The sequence below is a fragment of the Glycomyces halotolerans genome, assembly GCF_054779575.1.
In genome coordinates, this window is record NZ_BAAGXZ010000003.1 from 189,206 (window position 1) to 209,955 (window position 20,750).

Consider the following 20,750-nt stretch of genomic DNA (forward strand, 5'->3'; position numbering starts at 1 on the left):
TCTCCCGCTCTGCTCGATCGTCTCTCCTGTCTGAATAACGACTCTGGGTACGGTCGAGGACACGCCCTGGAGTGAAAAAACCCGGAAAAGCCGATCCGGGCGCATAACGTCTGATGACATGAAGCGTTTCGGCCCGACGCGCCCGTACAGCCCCGCGCCCCGCAGGATCCGACTCGGCGGCATCGGCTTCGACCCCGTGACCGAGCCCGAAGCGGTGGACCGGGTCCTGGGCGCCGTGGAGTCCGGCCGGGGCGGCCGGATCGTGACTCCGAACGTCGACATCGTCGCCGCCGCGCGGCGCCGGCCCGAGCTGCGCGAGCTCGTCGAGACCGCGGACCTCGTGGTCGCCGACGGGACTCCGCTGGTGTGGGTCTCCCGTGCCGCCGGGACGGCGCTGCCCGCGCGGGTGCCCGGCTCGGATCTGGTCTGGGCCCTCGCCGAGGCGGCGGCGAATCGCGGCATGAGGCTCGCGCTCCTCGGCGGCACGCCCGACGGGGCCGCCCGGCCGACCGAGCGGGCCGCGGAGCGGCTCGAGACCCGCTACCCGGGCCTGAAAGTGGTCGGCGCGTGGTGCCCGCCGATGGGCTTCGACCGCGACGAGTCGCAGTGGCGGGCACTGGTGGACCGGTTCGCCTCGGCCGAACCCGATCTGGTCTATGTAGGACTCGGATTCCCGAAGCAGGAGCGGGTCATGGAGCGCTTGAGCGCCGTCGCCCCGCGCGCGTGGTTCCTCGGCTGCGGGGCGAGCATCGACTTCATCGCCGGCTACCGTCGGCGCGCCCCGCAGTGGATGCGCCGCAGCGGCACCGAATGGCTGTTCCGCCTGTGCTCCGAGCCGCGTCGACTGGCCCGCCGCTACCTGGTCGACGACGTGCCCGAGGTCGCGCGCCTCATGGCCGAGGCGGCGCGCACGCGCCGCTCGGCCTGAACCCGCTCCGGATCAGCGGCGCCTGGCGACGTAGACGACGTCCGTGGCCCATTTCGACAGCGGTGAGGCCAGGACCGCGTCGATCCCGCGCGCGAACCACGACACCGGCCGGCGGTAGCAGCCCTGGGTGAACAGCGTGAATCCCTGCACGCCCACCAGTTCGTAGCCGTGCCGGTCGAACAGTGCCTCCATCCGCTCGTGCGACAGCTCCTGGAACCATATGCTCGCGTCCAGCCGCCCGAAGGTCTTCCGCAGGCGGCGCAGCGAGGACGCATTGCCGTGGTTCTCGACCAGCAGCAGCCCCGCGTCCGCGTCGGGGAGGGCCGCCGAGGCGAACTCCATGAGCTGGTCCCGCAGCTCCTCGTCGACATTGAGGACGAATCGGAACGCCGTCACCAGCGCCGGGCGGCCCGGCACCACCTCCGGCGCCGCCCCGCCCGGGCCGACCAGGTGCGAATACCCCGGCGTCCCCAGCTCGCGGCCCTTGGAGAGCATCGCCTCCGAGGTGTCGTAACCGTGGGAGACCTCGACCAGACCCGACAGCATCCTCGCCACCCGGCCGGTGCCGCAGGCGAAGTCGTGGTGCACCGGCGGCACGCTGAAGGCCCTCGGCACGAAGCCCCGCAGCCAGCCGGTCTGGCGCGAGCTCACGATCGACGAGAACGTGCCCGGCGCGTAGATGCGCTCGGCGTACTTCTCCACTGCCGTCGGGTCCTGGAACACCTCGGTGTAGTTGCTGGCCACGAATCTCCCCTTCAACTGGAGCCTGAGAACATGCGTCGATACCGCAGCAGCGTGGCGGCCCACGCTGCGGCGGCGGCCCCCAACGCGGCGAGTGTCCACGGCGCCCCCAGCAGACCTGCCGCCAGAGGCAGCGCCCCGAAGCCGATCCCGGTGGCCGTCAGCGCCCGCCTCGCCGACGCGCCGAACGGATGCAGTCCGAACGTCCGCCACAACTGCGCGAGTGGAATCAGATTATTCACGAGAACCGCCGCCGACCATGCGATCGCCGCGCCGACGACGCCGAGGGACGGAATCAACGCCAGGTTCAACGCCACGTTGACTGCGAGTGAAACCGACACGTCGGCGAGCTGCCAGGACGGCTTCCCGGCCATCGCCAGCATCGAGTCGACCACGCCGCACGCCGAACCGATCATCATGGCCGGCACCAGGAGCCACACCACCGTGCGAGCCTCGGCGACGGCGTACTCGGCGCCGAACAGCCGCAGATACCAGTCGGCGAGCAGCGCCACGGACAGGTACGCCGGCCACGTGAGCACCACGATCCACGCCGTCGACTCCTGGTACAGCCGCAGCGCCGAGAACGACTCGCCGGCGGCCATCGCCGCGGCGGCGCGAGGCTGCACCGCCTGGCCCACCGCCCCCGCGACCAGCTGGCCCACGATCACGAACCTCGTGGCCACCGTGTACACCGCCGCCGGCCCGAGCCCCGCCAGGGCCGCCACGAGGATGATGTCGAGCCGCTGCAGACCGATCTGCGCCACCGCGGCGACCGCCCGCGGCGCGGTGAAGCCCCAGAACGCCCGCGCCTCGACCCGGTCGGGAAACCACGGCCGCACCGGCGCGGTCGCACGGTGGTGCCGGTGCAGGTACCAGCCCGCGGCCGCCGCGGCCGGCAGGTAGGGCAGCGCCCAGGCCGCGGTCACGGTCACCGCCGAGGCCGCGCCGCCGACGGTCACCACCGCGAGCGCCGCCAACTGCGCGAGCGTCCGCCCGAACTTGTCGACCACGACCGTCGGGCCCATGAGCCGGTAGCCGCGCGTCGCGGCCAGGAACGCCTCCAGCGCCACCGCCGCGGGCAGGAACCCGGCCACCAGCCGCACCAGCTCCGGCCGGGTGAACAGCGGCGCCGCCGCGAACAGCGCGAACGCCGCCGCGCACGAGGCGATCACGGCCGGCCACAGCCCCATCCGCAGCACCGAGTCGATCGCCACGTCCCTGCCGGACTTGTGCAGTCGAGCCACCCAGTACACCAGCCCCGTCGGCGTGCCGAGCCGCGCCAGCGCGCTCACCAGCAGGAACACCGAGGTCACCGCGAAGAACGCGCCGGCCTGCGCCGGTGCGAGCGCCACCGCGACCAGCCAGGTGACCACCAGTCCGCCGCCGCCGGCGACCGCCGCGCCGAGGAGGTTGACCAGGCCGCCGCGCGCGGTGCCGCGCAGCTCCGCGCCCGCCGTCTCGGCGGGTGGACCGACCGTTAGCGTCGCCAACTCGGCGTACCGCCCAACCAGTCGGCGAGTCTCGCGTCGTACGGCTCGAAGTGCTCGGTCAGACGCCGCCGCAGCGACGCCGACATCGGCGAGGGCCGGCCGCGGGCGTTGTGCCGGGCGAACGAGAACTCGCCGACCCACGGCAGCCGCAGGAACCGCAGCACCTGCTCGAAGGCGTCCTCGGGCCTGGTGAAGAACTCCCCGGAGTCGAGCACCAGGACCCGGTCGCGGCCGATCAGCTCCGCCAGCGGCTCAAGGTAGTCGGTGTAGCGTCCGCGTCCGATGTAGGCGTGGTGCTGGTGTTCGAAGCTGTAGTGGCCCTCGTCGATCCGCAGGCGCTCCTCGGTGCCGAGCAGGCGGTCCGGTTCGGCCTTGACGGCGTCCGCGAAGTCGGTGATGTCCTCGAATCCGCGCGCGACCTCGTGGGCGTGGTGGGACCAGGCGCGCTCGACCGGGTCGCGCACCAGCACGATCACCTTGACGTCGGGCAGGTCGCGGACGAAGCGCCGCGCCGCCAGCGGGTGGTACAGGTAGTACGGGCTCGATTCGAACGCGATCGGCGCCAGCCCGGTGTGCTCGGCGACGCGCCTGGCGGCGGCCTTGGTGGGGAAGTGGGCCCGGTACCAGGACGGGCCCCGGTCGTAGGCGGTGTCGAAGTAGTGGACGCCCTTGTGGAAGACGGGTTTGAGGACCGCCGGATGCTGCGCCAGGGCGCGGTACAGCGAGGTGGTGCCGCACCGCTGCCCGCCGCACAGCAGCAGGCCCGGCAGGATCCGCGACGACGCGGTCAGGCGCCCGAAGGTACGGGCCGAGCGGCCGACCGCCGCTTTGACGGGGGCCGGTACGCGTTCGCGCAGTGTTCGCACGCTCAAACGAAGCTCCTTACAGTCCGCATAGCTCGGTGGGGAACGGTCAGTCGTACTGCCTGGCGATGTGCCGCAGCAGGGTCGGCAGCAGCCACCGCCCGAGCGCGCCGAGCGCGGCCCCGGCCTGCTCGGCCTGGTCGCTCATGTAGCGGGCGGCGAGGTCGACCAGGTACAGCAGCGCGGTCGGCTCGGCCTCCTTGGGGCCGACGCCCATGGGGGCCAGCACCGTCGTCGCGCCGGCGACAAGCAGCAGCACCGCCGTGGTGGGGTCCACCTGGTGGGTGACGATGTCGTCTTGGAGCCGGTAGTGGACGGCGTCGAAGCCGAACGGGACGCCGATCTCGAACCGCTCCAGGTCCCACAGGTAGATCGTCTCGGCCGTCTCGCAGGTGTTCCACGGCGACCAGTCGCCGTGCCAGCTCCCGAAGGTCAGTTCGAGTCCGGAGTACCGGTCCAGCAGGGTCGTCCCCGCCGCGGCCAGGGTGCCGGCGTCGTTGTCGCTGCGCTGGCCGAGCATTTTGAGGCGGCTGCGGAGCCGGGCGGCGTAGTCGGATTCGGCGACCGGCGAGCGGACGACGCCCATGACGGCGGCGAGTTCGCGCATCGCCTCGATGCGGCGGGTCTCGCAGCCCTCGACCGGCTCGTTCCAGGCCGGGAGCGCGGAGGTGACCATGACGCTGTGGCCGCGCCAGGTCCCGGCGTGGAGCAGCGCGGGCACCCGCAGGTGCCGGAACCGGCAGCCGTCGCCGAGGAGGCGGACGGCGGCGGTCTCGGCCTCGACCAGTTCGCGGGTGAGCGCGTTGACGCCGAGTTTGGCGAAGGCGACGGTGCGGCCGTGCCCGTCGAGGATCTGGAGCACCGGCTTCCGATTCGCCCGCGCCGGTCCGATGTGGATGCTGAGGTGGACCTCGTGCCCGAGCACGGCACTGAGGTGGTCGTCGATGCCCTCGGTGGAGGAGACCTCGATGCGGTGCGGCAGCAGCAGCCGGTCGAGGCCGAGCCGCAGCGCCCACACGGCGGCGTCGCGCTTGGCCCGCGCGGTTCGGGCCGCCGGCCTGGAGTACCGCGCCAGGGCCCCGGCGGCGATCCTGCGGTCGGCGGCGGGAATCAGGACGCGCGGCCTGCGGCGGTTGGGCACGACGATGTACGGGCGGGTCTCCGGCTCGGCCGGCGCGGTGGCACGCGGCCGGCGCGTCCGGTCGGGCCCCGGATAGAGCTGACGGACCACCTCGGCGAGGTAGGTCGCCCGCCGGCGCAGGTCGTCGGCGGTGTGCAGCGCTCTGCTCATGACTACTCCGTTGGAACTCTCGTTTGGTTGGCGGAGAGGAGGACATAACTGAGGAGCGTGAGCAGGAGCGGGGTCACGAGGGCGTTGTAGTAGAACATCGACAGCAGCGACAGCCCGATGACCGCCGACCCGGCGATGCCGATCGGCGAGTGGTCGGAGCGGAAGCGCCAGAGCGCGGAGGCGCAGAAGCCGAGGTAGGCGATCGTCCCGGCGAGCCCGTGGGCGAACAGGACCTGCCAGAACTGGCCGTTGCCGCCGAGAGTCCGGGCACCGCAGCGCGGGCAGTCGGGCGTGGGACCCACGGCGATCGAGTCGCCCGAGCCGAGGGTCTTGCGGGTCGAGCCGAAGCCGAGCACCGGCGAGTGCTCGAGGGTCAGCTCGGTGGCGCGCTCGGATGAGAAGGCGCGTCCGTCGTCGGAGTGGCCGTTGTCGAGCCGCGCGGCCACGACGGTCCCCAGGGGAGTGAGGACGACCAGGAGGAGGGCGGCGCATCCGGCGCCGGCCAGGGCGAGCATCCCCGCGGGCCGGCCCGAGATCAGCAGTCGCAGCGCGGCGAAGACGGCGATGGCGGCCAGTCCGAGCCACAGGCCGCGGTTCATCGAGTACACGGCGGGGACGAGGGAGACGGCCAGCAGCGCGGTGGCGGCGACGCGCCAGCGGGTCGCGACCGGCAGGCAGAACGCGGCGACGACCAGCCACACGACGGTGATGGCGAAGTTGTTGCCCCAGGTGTTGGTGTAGCCCCACGGGGCCGAGGGGCGCGGGGTCTCGTAGCCGAGGATGTCCATGGTCTGCGCGGCCGACGGATGCACCAGCGACTGGACGAAGCCGTCGCCGGCCACCGAGGCGGGCAGCAGGGCCTCGACCGGGGAGGTGTACTCGAAGCCGCCGGCGAAGGTGCCGAGCAGTCCTCCGGCGACGGTGACGACGAACAGCCACGCCAGCAGCCGGATCAGGCGCTCGATCGGGTAGCGGCCGGTGGTGACGAGGTGGTGGGCCCACAGGGCGATGACGGTGGCGCAGCCGTAGAAGCCGATGCGGAAGGCGGCGCCGGGCAGGTTCGACAGCCAGGTGCCGGCGACGGTGCCGGGCGGGTCGAACCCGAGGTTCAGCGTGCTCAGGACGACGGCGAGCAGGAACAGCAGCCACCAGCCGAACGCTGGCGGCGCGGCGACCGAGCGGGCTCGTGCGAGGCGCAGTGCGGCGACGGCGGCGACGAACGGTATGACCAGGACGCCCATGCCGAGGGCCCACCACACCGGATAGGCGGCCAGGAGCCAGGTCAGGGCCGCGCCCTCCCGCGAGGCGGCGTCGCGGACGCCCGTGGCGGCGGCCCGCGCACCGGTGAAGGTCATCGGGTCTCGGCCGGTCGGGTCGCGGCCGGTTCCTGGACCACGTCGAGCGATTCTGTCGGGGTGTCGTCGGCCCGGGCGGCGGCCGGTCGCGCGGGCGCGGCCGGCAGTTCGCGCCGCTCCTCGGCCACCGTGACGTTGCCCATGGGACCCAGCGAGCTCGGCAGGAGGACCGCGCCGAGCAGCGGCGTGTCGATCTGACGCATCGCAGTGGCGGCGTCCGCGGTCTCGGCGACCGAGTCGCGGTGGGCCTGGACGGCCAGGATCACCGCGTCGGCGTGCCCGGCCAGCAGCTGCGCGTCGGCCGAGCACGACAGCGGCGGGGCGTCCACGACGACGAACCGGGCCGTCTCGGCGAGCCCCGCGAACGTCTCGGCGGCGGCTTCGCTGGTGGGGCCGGTCGCTCGGGCGGCGGCGCCGGGACCGACGACCGACAGGCTCGGCTGCCGCGGCGCCGACTGCACCGTCTCGGACAGGTCGATGCGGCCCGACCAGACGTCGGCCAGGCCCGGGACCGACTCGGTGCCGAACAGTTCCGGCAGCCCGACGGTGGTGCTGGGGTTGGCGGCGACGGCGTTCACGCGGTCGCCGGCGCGGGCCATCGCGGTGGCCAGGTTCGCCGCCACCACGCTCGCGGCGGGCCCGGGAGCGACCCCGGCGACGACCACGACCCGCTGCTCATCGGGCAGCTGGGAGGCGATGGCGTTGCGCAGCTGCGCGAAGACGCGACCGCCGGGGCTGTAGGCGCCGAAGACCTCGCGGCGCTGGAACCTGACCGATTTTGGGACCGCGCCGATCACGTCGAGGTCGCACCGCTCGACCAGGTCCGAGGGGATCGCGATCCGGCGGCCGAGGCGGTGCCGGCCCCAGGCCAGCGCGAGCCCCAGCGGCAGGCCGAGGCCGAGGGCCCCGGCGAGGTTCAGCAGTGGGTCGGGCGTGACCGGCGAGTCGGGCAGGACGGGCTGGTTGATGACCCGCCCCGGCGTGATGGCGTCCCGCCGGGCCTCGAGGGCCGCGATCTCGGCTTCGGCCTCGCCGACCTGCCGCGACAGGTCGTCCAGGCCCGCTTCGAGCGAGGCGCGGCCCTGGTCGAACTGGCCGAGGTCGGCCAGCTCGGCCTCCAACCGGAGGACCTCCGACTCCAGGGAGCCGAGATGGGTCTCCTCGGTGGCGATCGCCCGCTGGATCGAGGCCGTGGCCGCGGTGAGCCGGTGGTCGAGGTAGGCGTCGCTGAAGGCGATCGTGCCGGCCCGCGCCGACTCGGGGTCGGCGGCGCGGAAGCTGATCTCCAGGACCGAGGTGTTCGGCGGCACGGTCACCGCCACCTGCTCGGCGAGCTCCGACGTGGACGGGGCCGCGAGGCGCTCGGCGGCGGCCTGCGCGACCTCGGTGGACTTGACGAGCTGGGCCTCGGTGTCCAGGTTGACCTGTCCGGCGGTGCGGGCTCCGGCGACGTCGGCATCGGTGGGGACGGACATGACCAGGACCGAGGTGGTGGATTCGTAGACCTCGTCGGTCACCGCCGTGTATCCGGCTCCGGCCGCGAGCGCGATGGCGACGGTGCCGGCGATGAGCCACCAGGAGCGGCGGGCGATGGCGCCGTAGTCGGCGAGAGTGCGGGCGGCGGGGGTCCTCAACGCGAATGCCTTTCTGATCCATGGGCTTCCGCGTTGATAACGATCGAAAGGGACCTGAGGTGACGGTGCCCCTTCCTCGCCAGTGCGAACAGCGACGTTACGAGGGTTGCCTTTGTGCCGACGAGCTAGTAAAAAGCATCTGTGGGGTTATCATGTTGATTCGCGGCAATTGAGCGCGAGTCGCAAACGGACGCTCGTGGGGTGGGGAATATGGGCAAGCCGAATCCGCAGCAGGGCCAACCGGTCTGGACCGGCCGAGGGCTCGTCGCCTTCCTCGCGGTCATCCCGTTCGCGCTGGCCGCCTTCACCGTCGGGTACGGCGTCGGCTTCGACCGGGGCAGCGCAGTCGGCGCCGACCCCGCCTCGAGGTCGACCGCGACCACGGTCGACCACCCGCCGGTCGCCGCCACCTACACCGCCACCGGCGTCGACGGCTCCGCGCCGCACCGGTCCGCCGCGCTCCCGGTCGGCACCTCCGAGGGCCTGGGCATCGCCGTCACCCACCTCCAGTACGTCGTCGACGAGTCCACAGTGAGGCCCGAGCACACCGCCGAACTGCGAGTGCCGGTCCTAGTCGGGCCCGAACAGGACGGGACGATGCTCGAAGTCGCCTCGGTGCGGCCGGTCGGCTGCCTGTGCGCGCTCACCTCCGACGCGGCCCCCTCCTACGGCACGGTCTGGGACACCGTCGTGGTCGACGCCGACGCGACCGAAGTGGTCTTCGACGTCACCGGCGCCCTGGACGCGCCCGGACGCCACGGCTTCGCGATCACCACGCCCGACAGCGGCGCCTACCTCGAACTCGAAGGCGTCGACATGGGAGGCCCGGTCCTGCGCACCGTCTCGGCTCCCGAACCCGAGCCGACCGCGCCCGTGTCACCGCGCCCGACGCCCTCCGAGGTGCCCGCCGCCGGCGGCGCCGAACGCGGCGAGGCCGGCCAGGCCGAGACGAACCTGGCCGCCTGCCGCACCGGCGAACGGCTCGTGCCCACCTGCGGCGCACTGGTCGGCGCCGCCGCCGGAGCCCACACCGACCGGTCCAAAGAACGGGCCTTCCTCGAATTCGAGGAGACCGTCGGCCGCACCCAGCACCTCTACCACGCCTACGAGCGGGGCGACCGGCGGCTGTTCCCGACCCCCGAGCAGATCGAGCTGGCGAGCGACTCGGCGAAGCCGCGGACCCTGTTCATCAACTGGAAGCCGCGGATGGCCTCCTGGGCCGAAATCGCCGCCGGCGACCCCGAGGTCGACGCGTTCCTGCTGCGCCTGGCCGACCACATCAAGGCCAACTTCGACCGGCCCTTCCTCTTCACCGTCCACCACGAGCCCGAGAACGACGTCGTGCAGCGGGACGGCTCGGGCATGGAGGCCTCGGACTACCCGGAGATGTTCCGATACGTGGTCGGCTTCCTGCGCTCCCAGGGCGTGGACAACCTCGTCACCGTCATGAACTACATGGGCTACCTCAAATGGGTCGAGAAGCCCTGGCACGGCGAGCTCTACCCCGGCGACGACGTGGTCGACTGGATCGGGCTGTCCGGCTACGGCCAGTCCCTCGACGACGACGGCCACTCCGACTTCACCGAGATCGTCGACCAGCGCAGGGAGTCGGCCGGCTGGCCCGGCTTCTACCACTGGACCGGCCTCCACCACCCCGACAAGCCGGTGATGCTCGCCGAATGGGGCGTGTTCGACGTCGACGGCCACCCGCGGCACCAGGAGACGGTGTACCGCGCCGCCGCCGAGCAGTTCGCCTACTACCCGCGGCTCAAGGCCGTCGTGTACTTCTCCTCGCCGGACGCCGAGGGACGCGACTCCCAGGTGGACAACGACGCCGACACGCTGGCGGCCTTCCGCGACCTCATGGCCTCCCGGCACTTCGACGTCAAGCTCGAATAGGAGCGGCCTAATCAGCGACCGGGGCCCTCGGGTGCCGCTTGTAAGGGGAGACGAAGCTGTCGCCGGCGATCCAGAACCGCCACGGGACCTCGGCGGCCTTGCTGATGCCCGTACGGGGCCCCACCTGGACGGCCAGTTCCCGGTCGCCGGCCGCGACGGACCCGACCATGTCGGCGCCGTTGTCATCGCGGTCCCAGCCCATCGCCTGCGCCAACCGCGCCGGCCCGCGCGCCAGGTCGCGGAACGTGACCCGGCGCCCCCGCCGTTCCCGCGCCGCCTCGACGCCGTCGACGATCTCCCCGGCCCGCAGCAGCACCCCGGCCCCACGGCCTTCGGACCCGCAGGTGAGATTCCCGCAATAGTGCATCCCGTAAGTGAAGTACACGTACAGGTGGCCGGGCGGGCCGAACATGACCGCCGTCCGAGCCGTGCGACCGCGAAAGGAATGCGAGGCCGGATCGTCCTCGCGGTAGGCCTCGACCTCGGTGATCCGCACCGTCACCCCGTTCGCGGTGACCAGGCAGCCCAGCAGCTCCGGCGCCACCCGCACCGGATCCCGGGCGAAGAACGAGCGATCGAGCATCAGCAGTTGGAGGGGCCGTCCTCGACGACCGGCACCTTCTCCTCGACGACGACCGACAGCTCATTGAGGACGTCCGAAGTCTGCTCGTACTCCTCGGGGAACGACACCCCCACCGGCACGGTCCGGTCCATCGTCACCCACTCGCGGCCGTCGCCGTCCTCCTCGGTGAACCAGCAGACGCCGTTGAGCAGGAAGATCGGCGCGGTGTCCTCGATCTCGACCCGCTCGGCCCCGCACGTGGCCACGACCGCCGGATCACCGTAGGCCAGCACGGACTCCGCGGCGCGCGGACCGCCCTCGACCGGCCGGGCCGGCAGCCCGCCGACCTCCTCGGGCGCCGAAGCGGTCACCGCCAGGCACACCACCGCCTCGTCGTCCGACAGCTCGGGCGCCTCCACGGTCACCGCGGACCGGTCCCCGTCGAACCGCGGCTCCTCGGCCGCGGGCGCGACCAGGTTGAACACGACGACGCCGGCCACGACCGCCGCCGGCACCGCCACGAGCGTGGCCACCACGGCGGGGAGCCTCGACTTGCCCACGGGGCGCTCCTCAGAGTTGCAGAATCGAACACGTCAGCGTGCGGGTGATGCCCGGCACCCGCTGAACTTTACTCACCACGAAGGCCCCCAACTCATCGACGGTGTCGGCCTCGGTGAGGGCCACCACGTCGTACGGGCCGGTGACCGTGTCGACCCGGACCACGCCGTCGATCCGCGACACCGAGGCGGCGACCTGCCGCGCCATCCCGACCTCGGTCTGCACCAGAATGTACGCCTGCACCATCGAAGGTCTCCCCAAGGCTCGTGGCATCTCGGGGGAGCGGCTGCCGAAAGCGACACCGGCGGGCCTGACCGGCTCCCGATCGCCATTGAGCGAAGATTACGCAGTACTGACACCAGCGTCAACTTTCCGGGACTGGAGCCATTCGTGAGCGAAACCGTCGCCGAAGTCGGCGAGTTCAAACTGATCGAGCGCTTCACCAGGCACTTCACCACCACCGAGGCGGTCGTGCTCGGCCCCGGCGACGACGCCGCCGTCGCCCTGGCGCCCGACGGCCGAGTCGTCGCCTGCACCGACATGCTCGTCGAAGGCAACCACTTCCGACGCGACTGGTGCTCGGCCTCCGACGTCGGCCACCGCGCCGCCGCCTCGAACCTCGCCGACATCGCCGCGATGGGCGCCCGCCCCACCGCGCTGCTCGCCGCGGTCTCGGCGCCCCAGGACACGCCCGCCGATTGGCTCGAAGGTCTCGCCTCCGGCCTCGCCACCGAGGCCGCGAGCATCGGAGCGGCCGTCATCGGCGGCGACACCACCCGCGGCCCGCAGCTGACGGTCACCGTCACCGCCCTCGGCGACCTCGAAGGACGCGCTCCGATCGTCCGATCCGGGGCACGGCCCGGCGACGTGCTGGCGCTGGCCGGCAAGACCGGTTGGGCCGCGGCCGGCCTGGTGATCCTCTCGCGCGGCTTCCGTTCCCCTGGGGTGCTGGTCGGGGCGTACCGACGACCGCAGCCGCCGTACGCGGCCGGACGCGACGCGGCTCTGATGGGCGCGACCGCCATGATCGACGTCTCCGACGGGCTTCTGGCCGACCTCGGGCACATGGCCGAAGCCTCGCACGTGGCCATCGACGTCGACTCCGGCTCCATGGACATTCCCGAGCCGATGGCCAACGCCGCGGAGGCGCTCGGCGCCGACGCCCGCAGATGGCTGCTGACCGGAGGCGAGGACCACGCCCTCGCGGCCGCCTTCCCCGCCGATGTGATCCTGCCCGACGGCTGGCGGCGCATCGGCACGATCGCCGACGGCCGCGGCGTCACCGTCGACGGCGCGCCCTGGGAGGGGCCGGCCGGCTGGGACCACTTCAGGCCGTGAGCGGCCGAGACGACGAAACGCCGCCGGGGCGGTGCCCCAGCGGCGTCGTGGCCTTTGCGGTCCGGCCGGACAGCCCTAGTCGTCGAACGCCTAGCGGCTGACCTTGTTGGCCTTGATGCACGAAGTGCAGACCTTGGCGCGGCGCTTGTTGTCACCGGAGCCAGTCGCGATGCGAATGGTCTGCAGGTTCGGGTTCCAACGACGACGGGTCTTCTTGTGGGACCACGGGACGTTGTTGCCGAAGCCCGGGCGCTTGCCGCAGACTTCACACACGCTCGACATAATCCAAACTCCTGCGTTGACGTTTGAGAGCCCGCTCCGACGGCGGGCAACCCGGCAATTCTAACGGACCTGGCCGGTCAGGCCGCATCCAGGTCCAAGGGCCTGCGTCACAGCCCTCGCGACGCCGCCGGGGCGCGTTCGTCGACGCGGCCGTGCGCTGTGGCCACTGCCGCCGGAGGCCGCACTCGACCACTCTACGATTGGTGCAGATCCCGTAGGCTACCCACATACAGTGAGTGTGCCGATGCCCATAAGTTCTTTGGTGAGTCGATCATGAGCAACCCCCCGCAGCCGCCTGCCGACGGTTGGCAGCCGCCGCAGTCTCCCCCCTCGGAGCCGCCGGTCTATCGGCCGAACGAGCAGCCGCCGGCCGAGGAGCCTGCGCCGTGGTCGCCAGAGAGCCAGCGTGTGTCGCCGCCGAGCCGGCAGGTCCCCGTTGAAGACGTCGACGGCACCGTCAAATACCCCCCCGGCAGCCCCGGCCGACCGCAGGCCCCCTTCGGACCGCCCCCCGGAGTGCCGGTCTCCCCGTTCGACACCCCGCCCCACTACCCCGGCGGCATGCCGCCTTCGGGGCCGCCCCCGGGAATGCCGCCGGTCTCCTCGGTGCCCGCCTCCGGAGTCCCCGTCTCGCCCGGTCAGGGACAGTTCGGACCCCAAGGCGGCCAACTGGTGCCGGTCTCCGGGACCCCCGGCGGGCAGCCGTGGGGAGGAGGCCGGCCCGGCCAGATCCAGCGCAAGAAGAAGTCCAACAAGGCTCCCATGTGGATCCTCCTGGGGGGCGTCGTCGTCATCGCCGCCGCACTGGCCGCGGGCGGCTTCATCCTGTTCAGCCCCATGTCCGACGAGCCGTCCGACGTCGAGACCGGCACCATCGAGACCCCCGCCGCGCCCGAACCCGCGGCCGTCGGCGACGCCGCCGCCGGCCTCAACTTCGTGATCGCCGACGGCGCCGCATGGTCCGAATCGGCCGAAGCCCCGTCCGCGTTCTCCAGCGCCGCCGGAGTGAGCCTCGAAGACGGCGGCGCCTCGGCGTTCGTCGGCGAGATCGACACGGCCGCCGTCGGCGGGGACGACGACTCCGTCCTCGGCGATGTCGCGGCCGGATTCGACGCCGCGCTCGCCGAGCACCTCGGCGGCGAGGCCGGCGACGCCGAGGCCCAGAGCTACTGGATCGACGCCCGACCCGCCCAGTTCCGCACTTTCACGGTCGGCGACACCACCGTCGTCGCCGCGATCATCGAACTCGACACCGGCAGCTTCGCGGGCTTCGCGGCCTTCGGCACCGGCGACCACGTCGAGACGCTCGAGGCCTTCCGCGGCACGCTCCAGTTCGGGGAGCCGCAGCTGTGACCCCGGCGGCGGCGACGGACGCGTAACCTTGTGGGCCGTGGCAGACATCCGTGAGCACGGCCCCCAGACCCTCGACGCCGCCGCGGTCCGCGCTTGGACCGTCCGCGGCATCGACACGCTGACCCGTCACCGTCGCGGCGTCGACGAACTCAACGTGTTCCCCGTCGCCGACTCCGACACCGCGACGAACATGGTCGCGACCCTCCAGGCCGCCTTCAACGGCGCCTCGCCCGGGCTCGCGCTGCCAGAGCTGCTCGACGAGGCCGCCGGTCAGGCGCTGCTGTCGGCCCGCGGGAACTCGGGCGTGATCCTCGCCCAGATGCTCCGCGGCCTGGCCGACGCCTGGACTTCGGAGACCGTCGACGCCAAGGGCTTCGCCGCCGGACTGCGCTCGGCCGCCGTCGGCGACGTCGCGGCCGTCGCCGTGCCCACCGCCGGCACCATCCTCACCGTCGCCGAAGCCGCGGCGTCGGCCGCCGCGAAGGCCGCCCCGTTCGGACTCGTCTCGGCCGCTCGCGCCGCCGCCAAGGCCGTGGCCGAGGCCGTCGCCGCCACGCCGGGGCAGCTGCCCGCGCTCGCCCGCGCCGGAGTCGTCGACGCCGGCGGACTGGGATTGGCGCTGCTGCTGGAGGCCCTGGTGGAGGCGCTGACCGGCTCGGCCTCGACCGGTGCGCTCGACCTGCTGGCCGGGCAACGGACCCGGACCGACGGACCCGTGGAGGAGGTGCCGCGCGAGACCGGTTCGGAAGCCTACGACTACGAGGTCCAGTACCTGCTCGAATCGTCGGCCGAGTCCGCCGCGGAACTGCGGAACCGCCTGACCGATGTGGGCGACTCGGTGGTCATCATCGGCTCGCGCGCGGCCGAGGACGTCACCACCTTCAACGTCCACGTGCACGTCAACGACGTCGGCGCGGCCATCGAGGCCGGGATCGAGCGCGGCCGGGTCCACCGGATCTCGGTCACCAGGTTCGACGACGCCTACTCGCGCCACCACGGCGCCGACCTCGACCGCGCCGTGGTCGCCGTGACCGCGCTGCCGCAGCTGCGCGGCCTGCTCGAGGCCGAAGGCTGCCGCGTGGCCGCCTCCGGCGGTCTCGACGACGTGCTCATGGCCATCCGCGCCGGCGGCGGCCCGAATGCCATGGTGCTGGTCGACGACGCCGAGTCCGTCGAGACCGTCCGGCAAGCCGCGCACGCCGCGCGCGGCGACGGCTACCGCGTCGCGGTGATCCCGACCGGATCGATCATGCAGAGCCTGGCGGCCTTCGCCGTCCACGACCCCGACCGCCGGTTCGACGATGACGTCATCGCCATGGCCGAGGCCGCCGCCTCGTGCCGCGTCGGCGAGGTCCGCTTCGACGGCGGCACCGTTCTCGGCCTGGTCGACGGCGACGTCGTCCACACCGGAACCGACCCCGCCGTGGCCGCCCTGGATCTGGTCGACCGGCTCTGTTCGGCAGGCGCCGAACTGATCACGCTGCTGGCCGGAGCCGAGTCGGACCCCGAGACTGTCACAGCTCTGAGCGATCATGTGGGCAAGGCGTGGCCGCTGGTGGAACTGCAGCAGCTCCCCGCCGGCCAGGACCGCCCGCTGCTCCTCATCGGAGCCGAGTGACGATCCGGTACGCGAGAGGCCGCTTGTTGAGAGGTGACCGTTGACTGTTGGGCTTGACACCCGCCTGCGAGACGTCGTCGGCGCGAAGACCGCCGCCGCGCTCGACAAGGGACTGGGGCTCGAGACCGTCGGCGACCTGCTGGGGCACTACCCGTTCCGCTACGCGCAGCGCGGCGAGCACACTGATCTGGGCGCGCTCCAGATCGGCGAGGAGGTCACCGTCTTCGCGCAGGTCCGCAGCTCCCTGACTCGGGAACTGCCGCGCAAGCCCGGCAAAGGCGGCAAGCGCCCGCCCAAGCGGATGCTCACCGAGGTCGTCGTCGCCGACGAGTCCGGGCGCACCCTCGCCCTGACCTATTTCAACCAGCCGTGGCAGGACCGCAAGCTCACCCCCGGCCGGTGGGGGCTGTTCGCCGGAAAGGTCGCCCAGTTCCGCGGCCGCCTCCAGCTCAACTCGCCGCAGTACCAGCTGCTCGACGACGAGACCGCCGACGAGGCCGACGCGGTCGAGGAGTTCGCCGGGGCCCTCATTCCGGTCTACCCGGCCACCGCCGACCTGCCGACGTGGAAGCTCGCCCAATGCGTGCGCATCGCACTGGACCTGGTCGAGGACCTGCCCGACCCGCTGCCGTCCCCGATCCGCGCCGAGCGGAACCTCGCCGACTACGCCACGGCGCTGCGCCAGATCCACCGGCCCGACTCGTTCGAGTCGCTCGGGGCCGCCAAACGCCGCCTGAAGTGGCAGGAGGCGCTGGTCCTCGAGGCGGCGCTGGTGCGCCGCAAGCTCGAGGCCGCCGTAGAGCCGGCCACGCCCTACCCGCGCGGCGGGGCGATCGCCGAGTCCTTCGAGTCGAGGCTGCCGTTCGAGCTCACCGCCGGGCAGCGCCGAGTCGGCGACGAGATCGCCGCCGAACTGGCCGGCGACTGCCCGCCCGTCTCCCACCACCGCCCGGACCGGAGTGAACCCTGTCCTCCGATGCACCGGCTCCTCCAAGGCGACGTCGGCTCCGGCAAGACGCTGGTGGCCCTGCGCGCCATGCTCCAGGTGGTCGCCCACGGCGGCCAGGCGGCGCTGCTGGCCCCCACCGAGGTCCTCGCGGCCCAGCACCACCGGTCCATCGTCGAGATGCTGGGGGACCTGGCGCGCGGCGGCGAGCTGGGCGCGCCCGAGGAGGCCACCCGCGTCGCGCTGCTGACCGGCTCGGCGACCGCCGCGCAGCGCCGCGCCACGCTCGAGGACATCGGCAGCGGCGCGGCCGGGATCGTGGTCGGCACCCACGCGCTCCTCTACGAAGGGGTCGACTTCGCCGACCTCGGCCTGGTCGTCGTCGACGAGCAGCACCGGTTCGGCGTCGAGCAGCGCGACGCCCTGCGCTCCAAGGCCGAACGTCCGCCGCACACCCTGGTCATGACGGCCACCCCCATCCCGAGGACGGTCGCCATGACCGTCTACGGCGACCTGGAGACCAGCCGCCTCACCGAGCTGCCGGCCGGGCGCAGCCCGATCGCCACCCACGTGGTGCCCTACACCGACCAGCGGTGGATGGCCCGGGCCTGGGCGCGGATCCGCGAAGAGGTCGCCGCCGGGCGGCAGGCCTACGTCGTGTGCCCGCGAGTCGGCGGCGACGACGGCGACGACGGCGGGGCCGACGGCCGCCGCCCGCCGCTGGCGGTTGTCGACACCATCGAGCAGCTGCGCGGCGGGCCGCTGCGGGACCTGCGCCTGGGACTGCTGCACGGACGGCTGGAGGCCGAGGAGAAGGACCGCGTCATGCGGGCCTACGCCGCGGGGGACCTCGACGTCCTGGTCGCCACCACAGTCATCGAGGTCGGCGTCAACGTCCCCAACGCGACGGCGATGGTCGTCCTCGACGCCGAGCGGTTCGGCATCTCGCAGCTCCACCAACTGCGCGGCCGCGTCGGCCGCGGCAGCCACCCGGGACTGTGCCTGCTGGTCAGCGAGGCCGCCGAGGGCACCACCTCGCGGGAGCGGCTCGACGCGGTCGCCTCCACCACCGACGGCTTCGCCCTGGCCGAACTCGACCTGGAGCAGCGCCGCGAGGGCGACGTGCTCGGCGCGATCCAGTCGGGCACGAAGTCGCACGTCAAGCTGCTGTCGCTGCTGCGCGACGCGGACATCATCGAGGCCGCCAGGCGCGAAGCGCTCGCACTCCTCGAAGCCGACCCGAAGCTGGCGAGCCACCCCGGGTTCGCCGCGCTCGTCGACGACTTGGCGTCCGACCGCGGCGAATATCTGGAGAAGGGCTAGGCGGGCCCTCTGGACTAGACTGGGCCGGGTGACCCGGATCATCGCCGGCGCCCTCAAGGGCCGCCGCCTCGCGACACCGTCGGGGGACCGGACCCGGCCGACCTCCGACCGTGTACGCGAGGCCCTGTTCAACGCACTCGCCCCCGGAGGCGACCTGGAGGGACTGCGCTTCGCGGACCTGTACGCCGGATCCGGCGCGGTCGGCCTCGAGGCGCTCTCCCGGGGCGCCGACCACGCGCTCTTCGTCGAGTCCCACGCGGTGACCGCCAAGCTCTTGCGACGCAACGTCGCCGATATGGCCGTCGAGGAGGCCCATGTGATCTGCGCCCCGGTGGAGAAGGTCGTGACGAACCCTCCCGCCGAGCCCTACGACATCGTCTTCGCCGACCCGCCGTACGCGGTCACCGACGAGGCCGTCGCCTCGCTCCTGAAGTCGCTGGTGGCCTACGACTGGCTCGCTCCCGACGCCGACGTGGTGATCGAGCGGTCCGGCAAGGACGCGGCCGTGCACTGGCCCGCCGAGATCGCAGAGGACCGCGTCCGGCGGTACGGGACCACCGCACTTTGCTACGGTCACCGGCTGTGAAACCTGAAGCTCGGCACGCTGTGTGCCCCGGGTCGTTCGATCCGGTGACCTACGGTCATCTCGACATCATCCGCCGCACCTCGGAGCTGTACGATGAAGCTTGGGTCGCGGTCTTCCACAACGCCTCCAAGAATGCGGTGTTCAGCGTCGAGGAACGAGTGGAGCTGCTGCGCGAGACCACCAAGGACATTCCGAACGTCAAGGTGGCCTCGTTCCGAGGGCTCGTCGTCGACTTCTGCCGGGAGCACGGGGTCGGCGTCATCGTCAAGGGCGTTCGCGCGGTGTCGGACTTCGACTACGAACTGCAGATGGCCCAGATGAACTATGGGTTGGCCGGCATCGAGACGGTGATGATGCCCACCAACCCGCTGTACTCTTTCCTTTCGTCCTCCATGGTCAAAGACGCGGCCAAGTGGGGCGGGGACATTTCACCGCACGTTCCCGAGGTCGTCCAAAGGCGACTGGTGGAGCGTATGCGACAGGATTGACCGTAAATCCTGTCCCGATACGGGACAATAACCCCATGACAGATATCGACGGGAGCAAATCGGTGGGTCCGCTCGACAGGATCGAAGAGATCATCGCCTATGTGGAGGCGGCGAAGGCCGTCCCGATGTCTCGCAGCTGCAAGGTCGACCGCGCAGAACTGATCGCGATGCTCGAGGAGCTCCAGAGCGAGCTGCCCGCCGACATCCGCCGCGCGGAAGCCATGCTGCAGGAGCGCGACAAGATCATCGAGGCCGGTGAGAGGGAGGCCGAACGGATCATCGCCGAAGGCGAGGCCGAGCACGCTCGGCTCGTCTCGCGGCACGAAGTGACCGTCTCGGCCGAGCACGAGGGCAACCGCATCATCGGCGAGGCCCGAGGGGAGGCGCAGCGGCTGCGCGACGAGGTCGACGAGTACGTGGACACCACCCTCGCCAACTTCGAGCAGTTCCTGCACCGCGCCCTCTCCGGTGTCGAGCGCGGTCGCGACAAGATGCACACCCTGCGGGAGATCGGCAGCTTCTCGGCGCCGGAGCACGCCGAAGAGGAGAAGCCCCTCCCGCAGTTCTAGGCCCCGCGGACCGGTCCGGTCGGGCCGCCGTACGCGCCGCGGGCTCGTTTGGGCAGGCCGTCGCGCCTGAGGTAGCATTGTCGGCCGGCCTCGATCGAGGCGTGCCTCCCTGACGAAGGACAGCAGCTCACCCATGAGGAACACCGCCTTTGACCCCGCCGCGCCGCTGGTGGTCGACACCGCGGAGCTGGGGCGCAGCGCCGGCGCGACCGCCGAGGTCGTGCGCGAGGTCGCCGCGCCCGAGTCCTTCGGACTCGAGGTGTTCAAGGTCCCGCGTTCGGCGCCGCTGTCACTCGGCCTGCACTTGACCGCCGTGAGCGAGGGCGTCCTCGTCGGCGGCGAGGTCGAGGCCCCCGTCGAGGGCGAATGTGCGAGGTGCCTCGCACCCATCGAGGACGCCCTCAGGGTCCAGGTCCAGGAGCTGTACGCTTATGAAGGCTCCGTCACCGAAGAGACCACCGACGCCGACGAGATTCTGCGGCTGCGGGGGGATCTGCTCGATCTGGAGCCCGCGGTTCGGGACGCGCTGGTGCTGGCAATGCCGGTCACCCCGCTGTGCCGGCCAGACTGCCCGGGGCTGTGCGCCGAATGCGGCGTCCCCTGGGACGAGCTGCCCGCGGACCACCGGCACGAGTCGGTGGACCCGCGCTGGGCGGCATTGGACAAATTGCGGTTCGTCGACGCCGACGGTGAAGACGGGCCCGAGTAGCACAGCGATGAGTATGGAGTTCTAAAGTGGCTGTTCCGAAGCGTCGTATGTCGCGTAGCAACACCCGGCACCGTCGTTCCCAGTGGAAGGCTGCCCCCGTGCGCCTCGTCGAGTGCCCGCAGTGCCACGCCAAGAAGCGTCCGCACCAGGTCTGCGACGTATGCGGCACCTACAAGGGCCGCCAGGTCCTCGAGGCCTAACGGACCCGAGGTCCGTT

At 72.0% G+C, this 20,750-nt stretch carries 21 protein-coding genes; 11 read left to right on the forward strand and 10 right to left on the reverse strand.

Going from position 1 to position 20,750, the window contains the following annotated elements:
• The first annotated feature begins 118 nt into the window (after nucleotides 1-118).
• Nucleotides 119-928 (forward strand): WecB/TagA/CpsF family glycosyltransferase, encoded by an 810-nt coding sequence (locus ACYVL2_RS04415; protein ID WP_460540570.1) that lies wholly within the window; start codon nucleotides 119-121, stop codon nucleotides 926-928.
• A 12-nt stretch (nucleotides 929-940) separates the two neighbouring features.
• Here ACYVL2_RS04415 and ACYVL2_RS04420 read toward each other — a convergent pair whose 3' ends face one another.
• Genes ACYVL2_RS04420 through ACYVL2_RS04445 form a run of 6 tightly spaced genes read right to left on the reverse strand, consistent with a single transcriptional unit; the run spans nucleotide 941 to nucleotide 8,302 of the window.
• Complete coding sequence (locus tag ACYVL2_RS04420) at nucleotides 941-1,672, reverse strand: SAM-dependent methyltransferase (RefSeq protein WP_460540572.1); 732 nt, start codon at nucleotides 1,670-1,672, stop codon at nucleotides 941-943.
• Between the two features lie 11 nt (nucleotides 1,673-1,683).
• Nucleotides 1,684-3,159 carry an MATE family efflux transporter gene (locus ACYVL2_RS04425; RefSeq protein WP_460540574.1) on the reverse strand — a complete coding sequence of 492 codons (1,476 nt, stop codon included), beginning with the start codon at nucleotides 3,157-3,159 and terminating at the stop codon, nucleotides 1,684-1,686.
• Nucleotides 3,147-4,031: a sulfotransferase gene (locus tag ACYVL2_RS04430; RefSeq protein WP_460540576.1), complete on the reverse strand. Its 885-nt coding sequence runs from the start codon at nucleotides 4,029-4,031 to the stop codon at nucleotides 3,147-3,149. Before ACYVL2_RS04430 ends, ACYVL2_RS04425 begins: the two co-directional genes overlap by 13 nt.
• A gap of 40 nt (nucleotides 4,032-4,071) precedes the next feature.
• Nucleotides 4,072-5,313, reverse strand: a complete 1,242-nt coding sequence (locus ACYVL2_RS04435; RefSeq protein WP_460540578.1) for a hypothetical protein — start codon at nucleotides 5,311-5,313, stop codon at nucleotides 4,072-4,074.
• Nucleotides 5,314-5,315: 2 nt separating this feature from the next.
• Nucleotides 5,316-6,668, reverse strand: coding sequence for a hypothetical protein (locus ACYVL2_RS04440; RefSeq protein ID WP_460540580.1), 1,353 nt, complete (start codon nucleotides 6,666-6,668; stop codon nucleotides 5,316-5,318).
• The gene (locus ACYVL2_RS04445) at nucleotides 6,665-8,302 is read right to left on the reverse strand and encodes a Wzz/FepE/Etk N-terminal domain-containing protein (RefSeq protein ID WP_460540582.1); all 1,638 of its coding nucleotides are present in this window, start codon (nucleotides 8,300-8,302) and stop codon (nucleotides 6,665-6,667) included. Before ACYVL2_RS04445 ends, ACYVL2_RS04440 begins: the two co-directional genes overlap by 4 nt.
• A 210-nt stretch (nucleotides 8,303-8,512) precedes the next feature.
• Between ACYVL2_RS04445 and ACYVL2_RS04450 the strand changes: the two genes are divergently transcribed.
• Nucleotides 8,513-10,201, forward strand: coding sequence for a glycoside hydrolase family 26 protein (locus tag ACYVL2_RS04450; RefSeq protein ID WP_460540584.1), 1,689 nt, complete (start codon nucleotides 8,513-8,515; stop codon nucleotides 10,199-10,201).
• Nucleotides 10,202-10,208: 7 nt separating this feature from the next.
• On the opposite strand, the gene ACYVL2_RS04455 is transcribed toward ACYVL2_RS04450, so the two are convergent.
• From ACYVL2_RS04455 to ACYVL2_RS04465, 3 genes are read right to left on the reverse strand one after another with little or no spacing between them, the layout of a single operon-like run.
• The gene (locus tag ACYVL2_RS04455) at nucleotides 10,209-10,784 is read right to left on the reverse strand and encodes a DNA-3-methyladenine glycosylase (protein WP_460540586.1); all 576 of its coding nucleotides are present in this window, start codon (nucleotides 10,782-10,784) and stop codon (nucleotides 10,209-10,211) included.
• A complete protein-coding gene (locus ACYVL2_RS04460) occupies nucleotides 10,784-11,323 on the reverse strand; it encodes a DUF3515 family protein (RefSeq protein WP_460540588.1) in 540 nt (179 codons plus the stop codon). The genes ACYVL2_RS04455 and ACYVL2_RS04460 overlap by 1 nt, the downstream gene beginning before the upstream one ends.
• Before the next feature lie 10 nt (nucleotides 11,324-11,333).
• The gene (locus ACYVL2_RS04465; protein ID WP_460540590.1) at nucleotides 11,334-11,567 is read right to left on the reverse strand and encodes an Lrp/AsnC family transcriptional regulator; all 234 of its coding nucleotides are present in this window, start codon (nucleotides 11,565-11,567) and stop codon (nucleotides 11,334-11,336) included.
• A 144-nt stretch (nucleotides 11,568-11,711) separates the two neighbouring features.
• Between ACYVL2_RS04465 and ACYVL2_RS04470 the strand changes: the two genes are divergently transcribed.
• On the forward strand, nucleotides 11,712-12,659 hold the full coding sequence (locus ACYVL2_RS04470; RefSeq protein WP_460540591.1) for a thiamine-monophosphate kinase: 948 nt from the start codon (nucleotides 11,712-11,714) through the stop codon (nucleotides 12,657-12,659).
• Between the two features lie 90 nt (nucleotides 12,660-12,749).
• Here ACYVL2_RS04470 and rpmB read toward each other — a convergent pair whose 3' ends face one another.
• A complete protein-coding gene (gene rpmB / locus ACYVL2_RS04475) occupies nucleotides 12,750-12,941 on the reverse strand; it encodes a large ribosomal subunit protein bL28 (RefSeq protein ID WP_460540594.1) in 192 nt (63 codons plus the stop codon).
• Nucleotides 12,942-13,349: 408 nt separating this feature from the next.
• Between rpmB and ACYVL2_RS04480 the strand changes: the two genes are divergently transcribed.
• From ACYVL2_RS04480 to rpmF, 8 genes are all read left to right on the forward strand, one after another.
• On the forward strand, nucleotides 13,350-14,294 hold the full coding sequence (locus ACYVL2_RS04480; protein WP_460540596.1) for a hypothetical protein: 945 nt from the start codon (nucleotides 13,350-13,352) through the stop codon (nucleotides 14,292-14,294).
• 37 nt (nucleotides 14,295-14,331) lie between these two features.
• Nucleotides 14,332-15,912, forward strand: a complete 1,581-nt coding sequence (locus ACYVL2_RS04485) for a DAK2 domain-containing protein (protein WP_460540598.1) — start codon at nucleotides 14,332-14,334, stop codon at nucleotides 15,910-15,912.
• A 40-nt stretch (nucleotides 15,913-15,952) separates the two neighbouring features.
• The gene (gene recG, locus ACYVL2_RS04490; protein ID WP_460540600.1) at nucleotides 15,953-18,181 is read left to right on the forward strand and encodes an ATP-dependent DNA helicase RecG; all 2,229 of its coding nucleotides are present in this window, start codon (nucleotides 15,953-15,955) and stop codon (nucleotides 18,179-18,181) included.
• A gap of 28 nt (nucleotides 18,182-18,209) precedes the next feature.
• On the forward strand, nucleotides 18,210-18,767 hold the full coding sequence (rsmD, locus tag ACYVL2_RS04495; RefSeq protein WP_460540602.1) for an RsmD family RNA methyltransferase: 558 nt from the start codon (nucleotides 18,210-18,212) through the stop codon (nucleotides 18,765-18,767).
• Nucleotides 18,764-19,255 carry a pantetheine-phosphate adenylyltransferase gene (gene coaD / locus ACYVL2_RS04500; RefSeq protein WP_460540604.1) on the forward strand — a complete coding sequence of 164 codons (492 nt, stop codon included), beginning with the start codon at nucleotides 18,764-18,766 and terminating at the stop codon, nucleotides 19,253-19,255. Before rsmD ends, coaD begins: the two co-directional genes overlap by 4 nt.
• Nucleotides 19,256-19,317: 62 nt before the next feature.
• Nucleotides 19,318-19,824 carry a hypothetical protein gene (locus ACYVL2_RS04505; RefSeq protein ID WP_460540755.1) on the forward strand — a complete coding sequence of 169 codons (507 nt, stop codon included), beginning with the start codon at nucleotides 19,318-19,320 and terminating at the stop codon, nucleotides 19,822-19,824.
• A gap of 133 nt (nucleotides 19,825-19,957) precedes the next feature.
• On the forward strand, nucleotides 19,958-20,533 hold the full coding sequence (locus ACYVL2_RS04510) for a YceD family protein (protein ID WP_460540606.1): 576 nt from the start codon (nucleotides 19,958-19,960) through the stop codon (nucleotides 20,531-20,533).
• 26 nt (nucleotides 20,534-20,559) lie between these two features.
• Entirely contained in the window at nucleotides 20,560-20,733 is a 174-nt protein-coding gene (gene rpmF / locus ACYVL2_RS04515; RefSeq protein WP_460540608.1) for a large ribosomal subunit protein bL32, read from the forward strand.
• The last annotated feature ends 17 nt before the right edge of the window (nucleotides 20,734-20,750 follow it).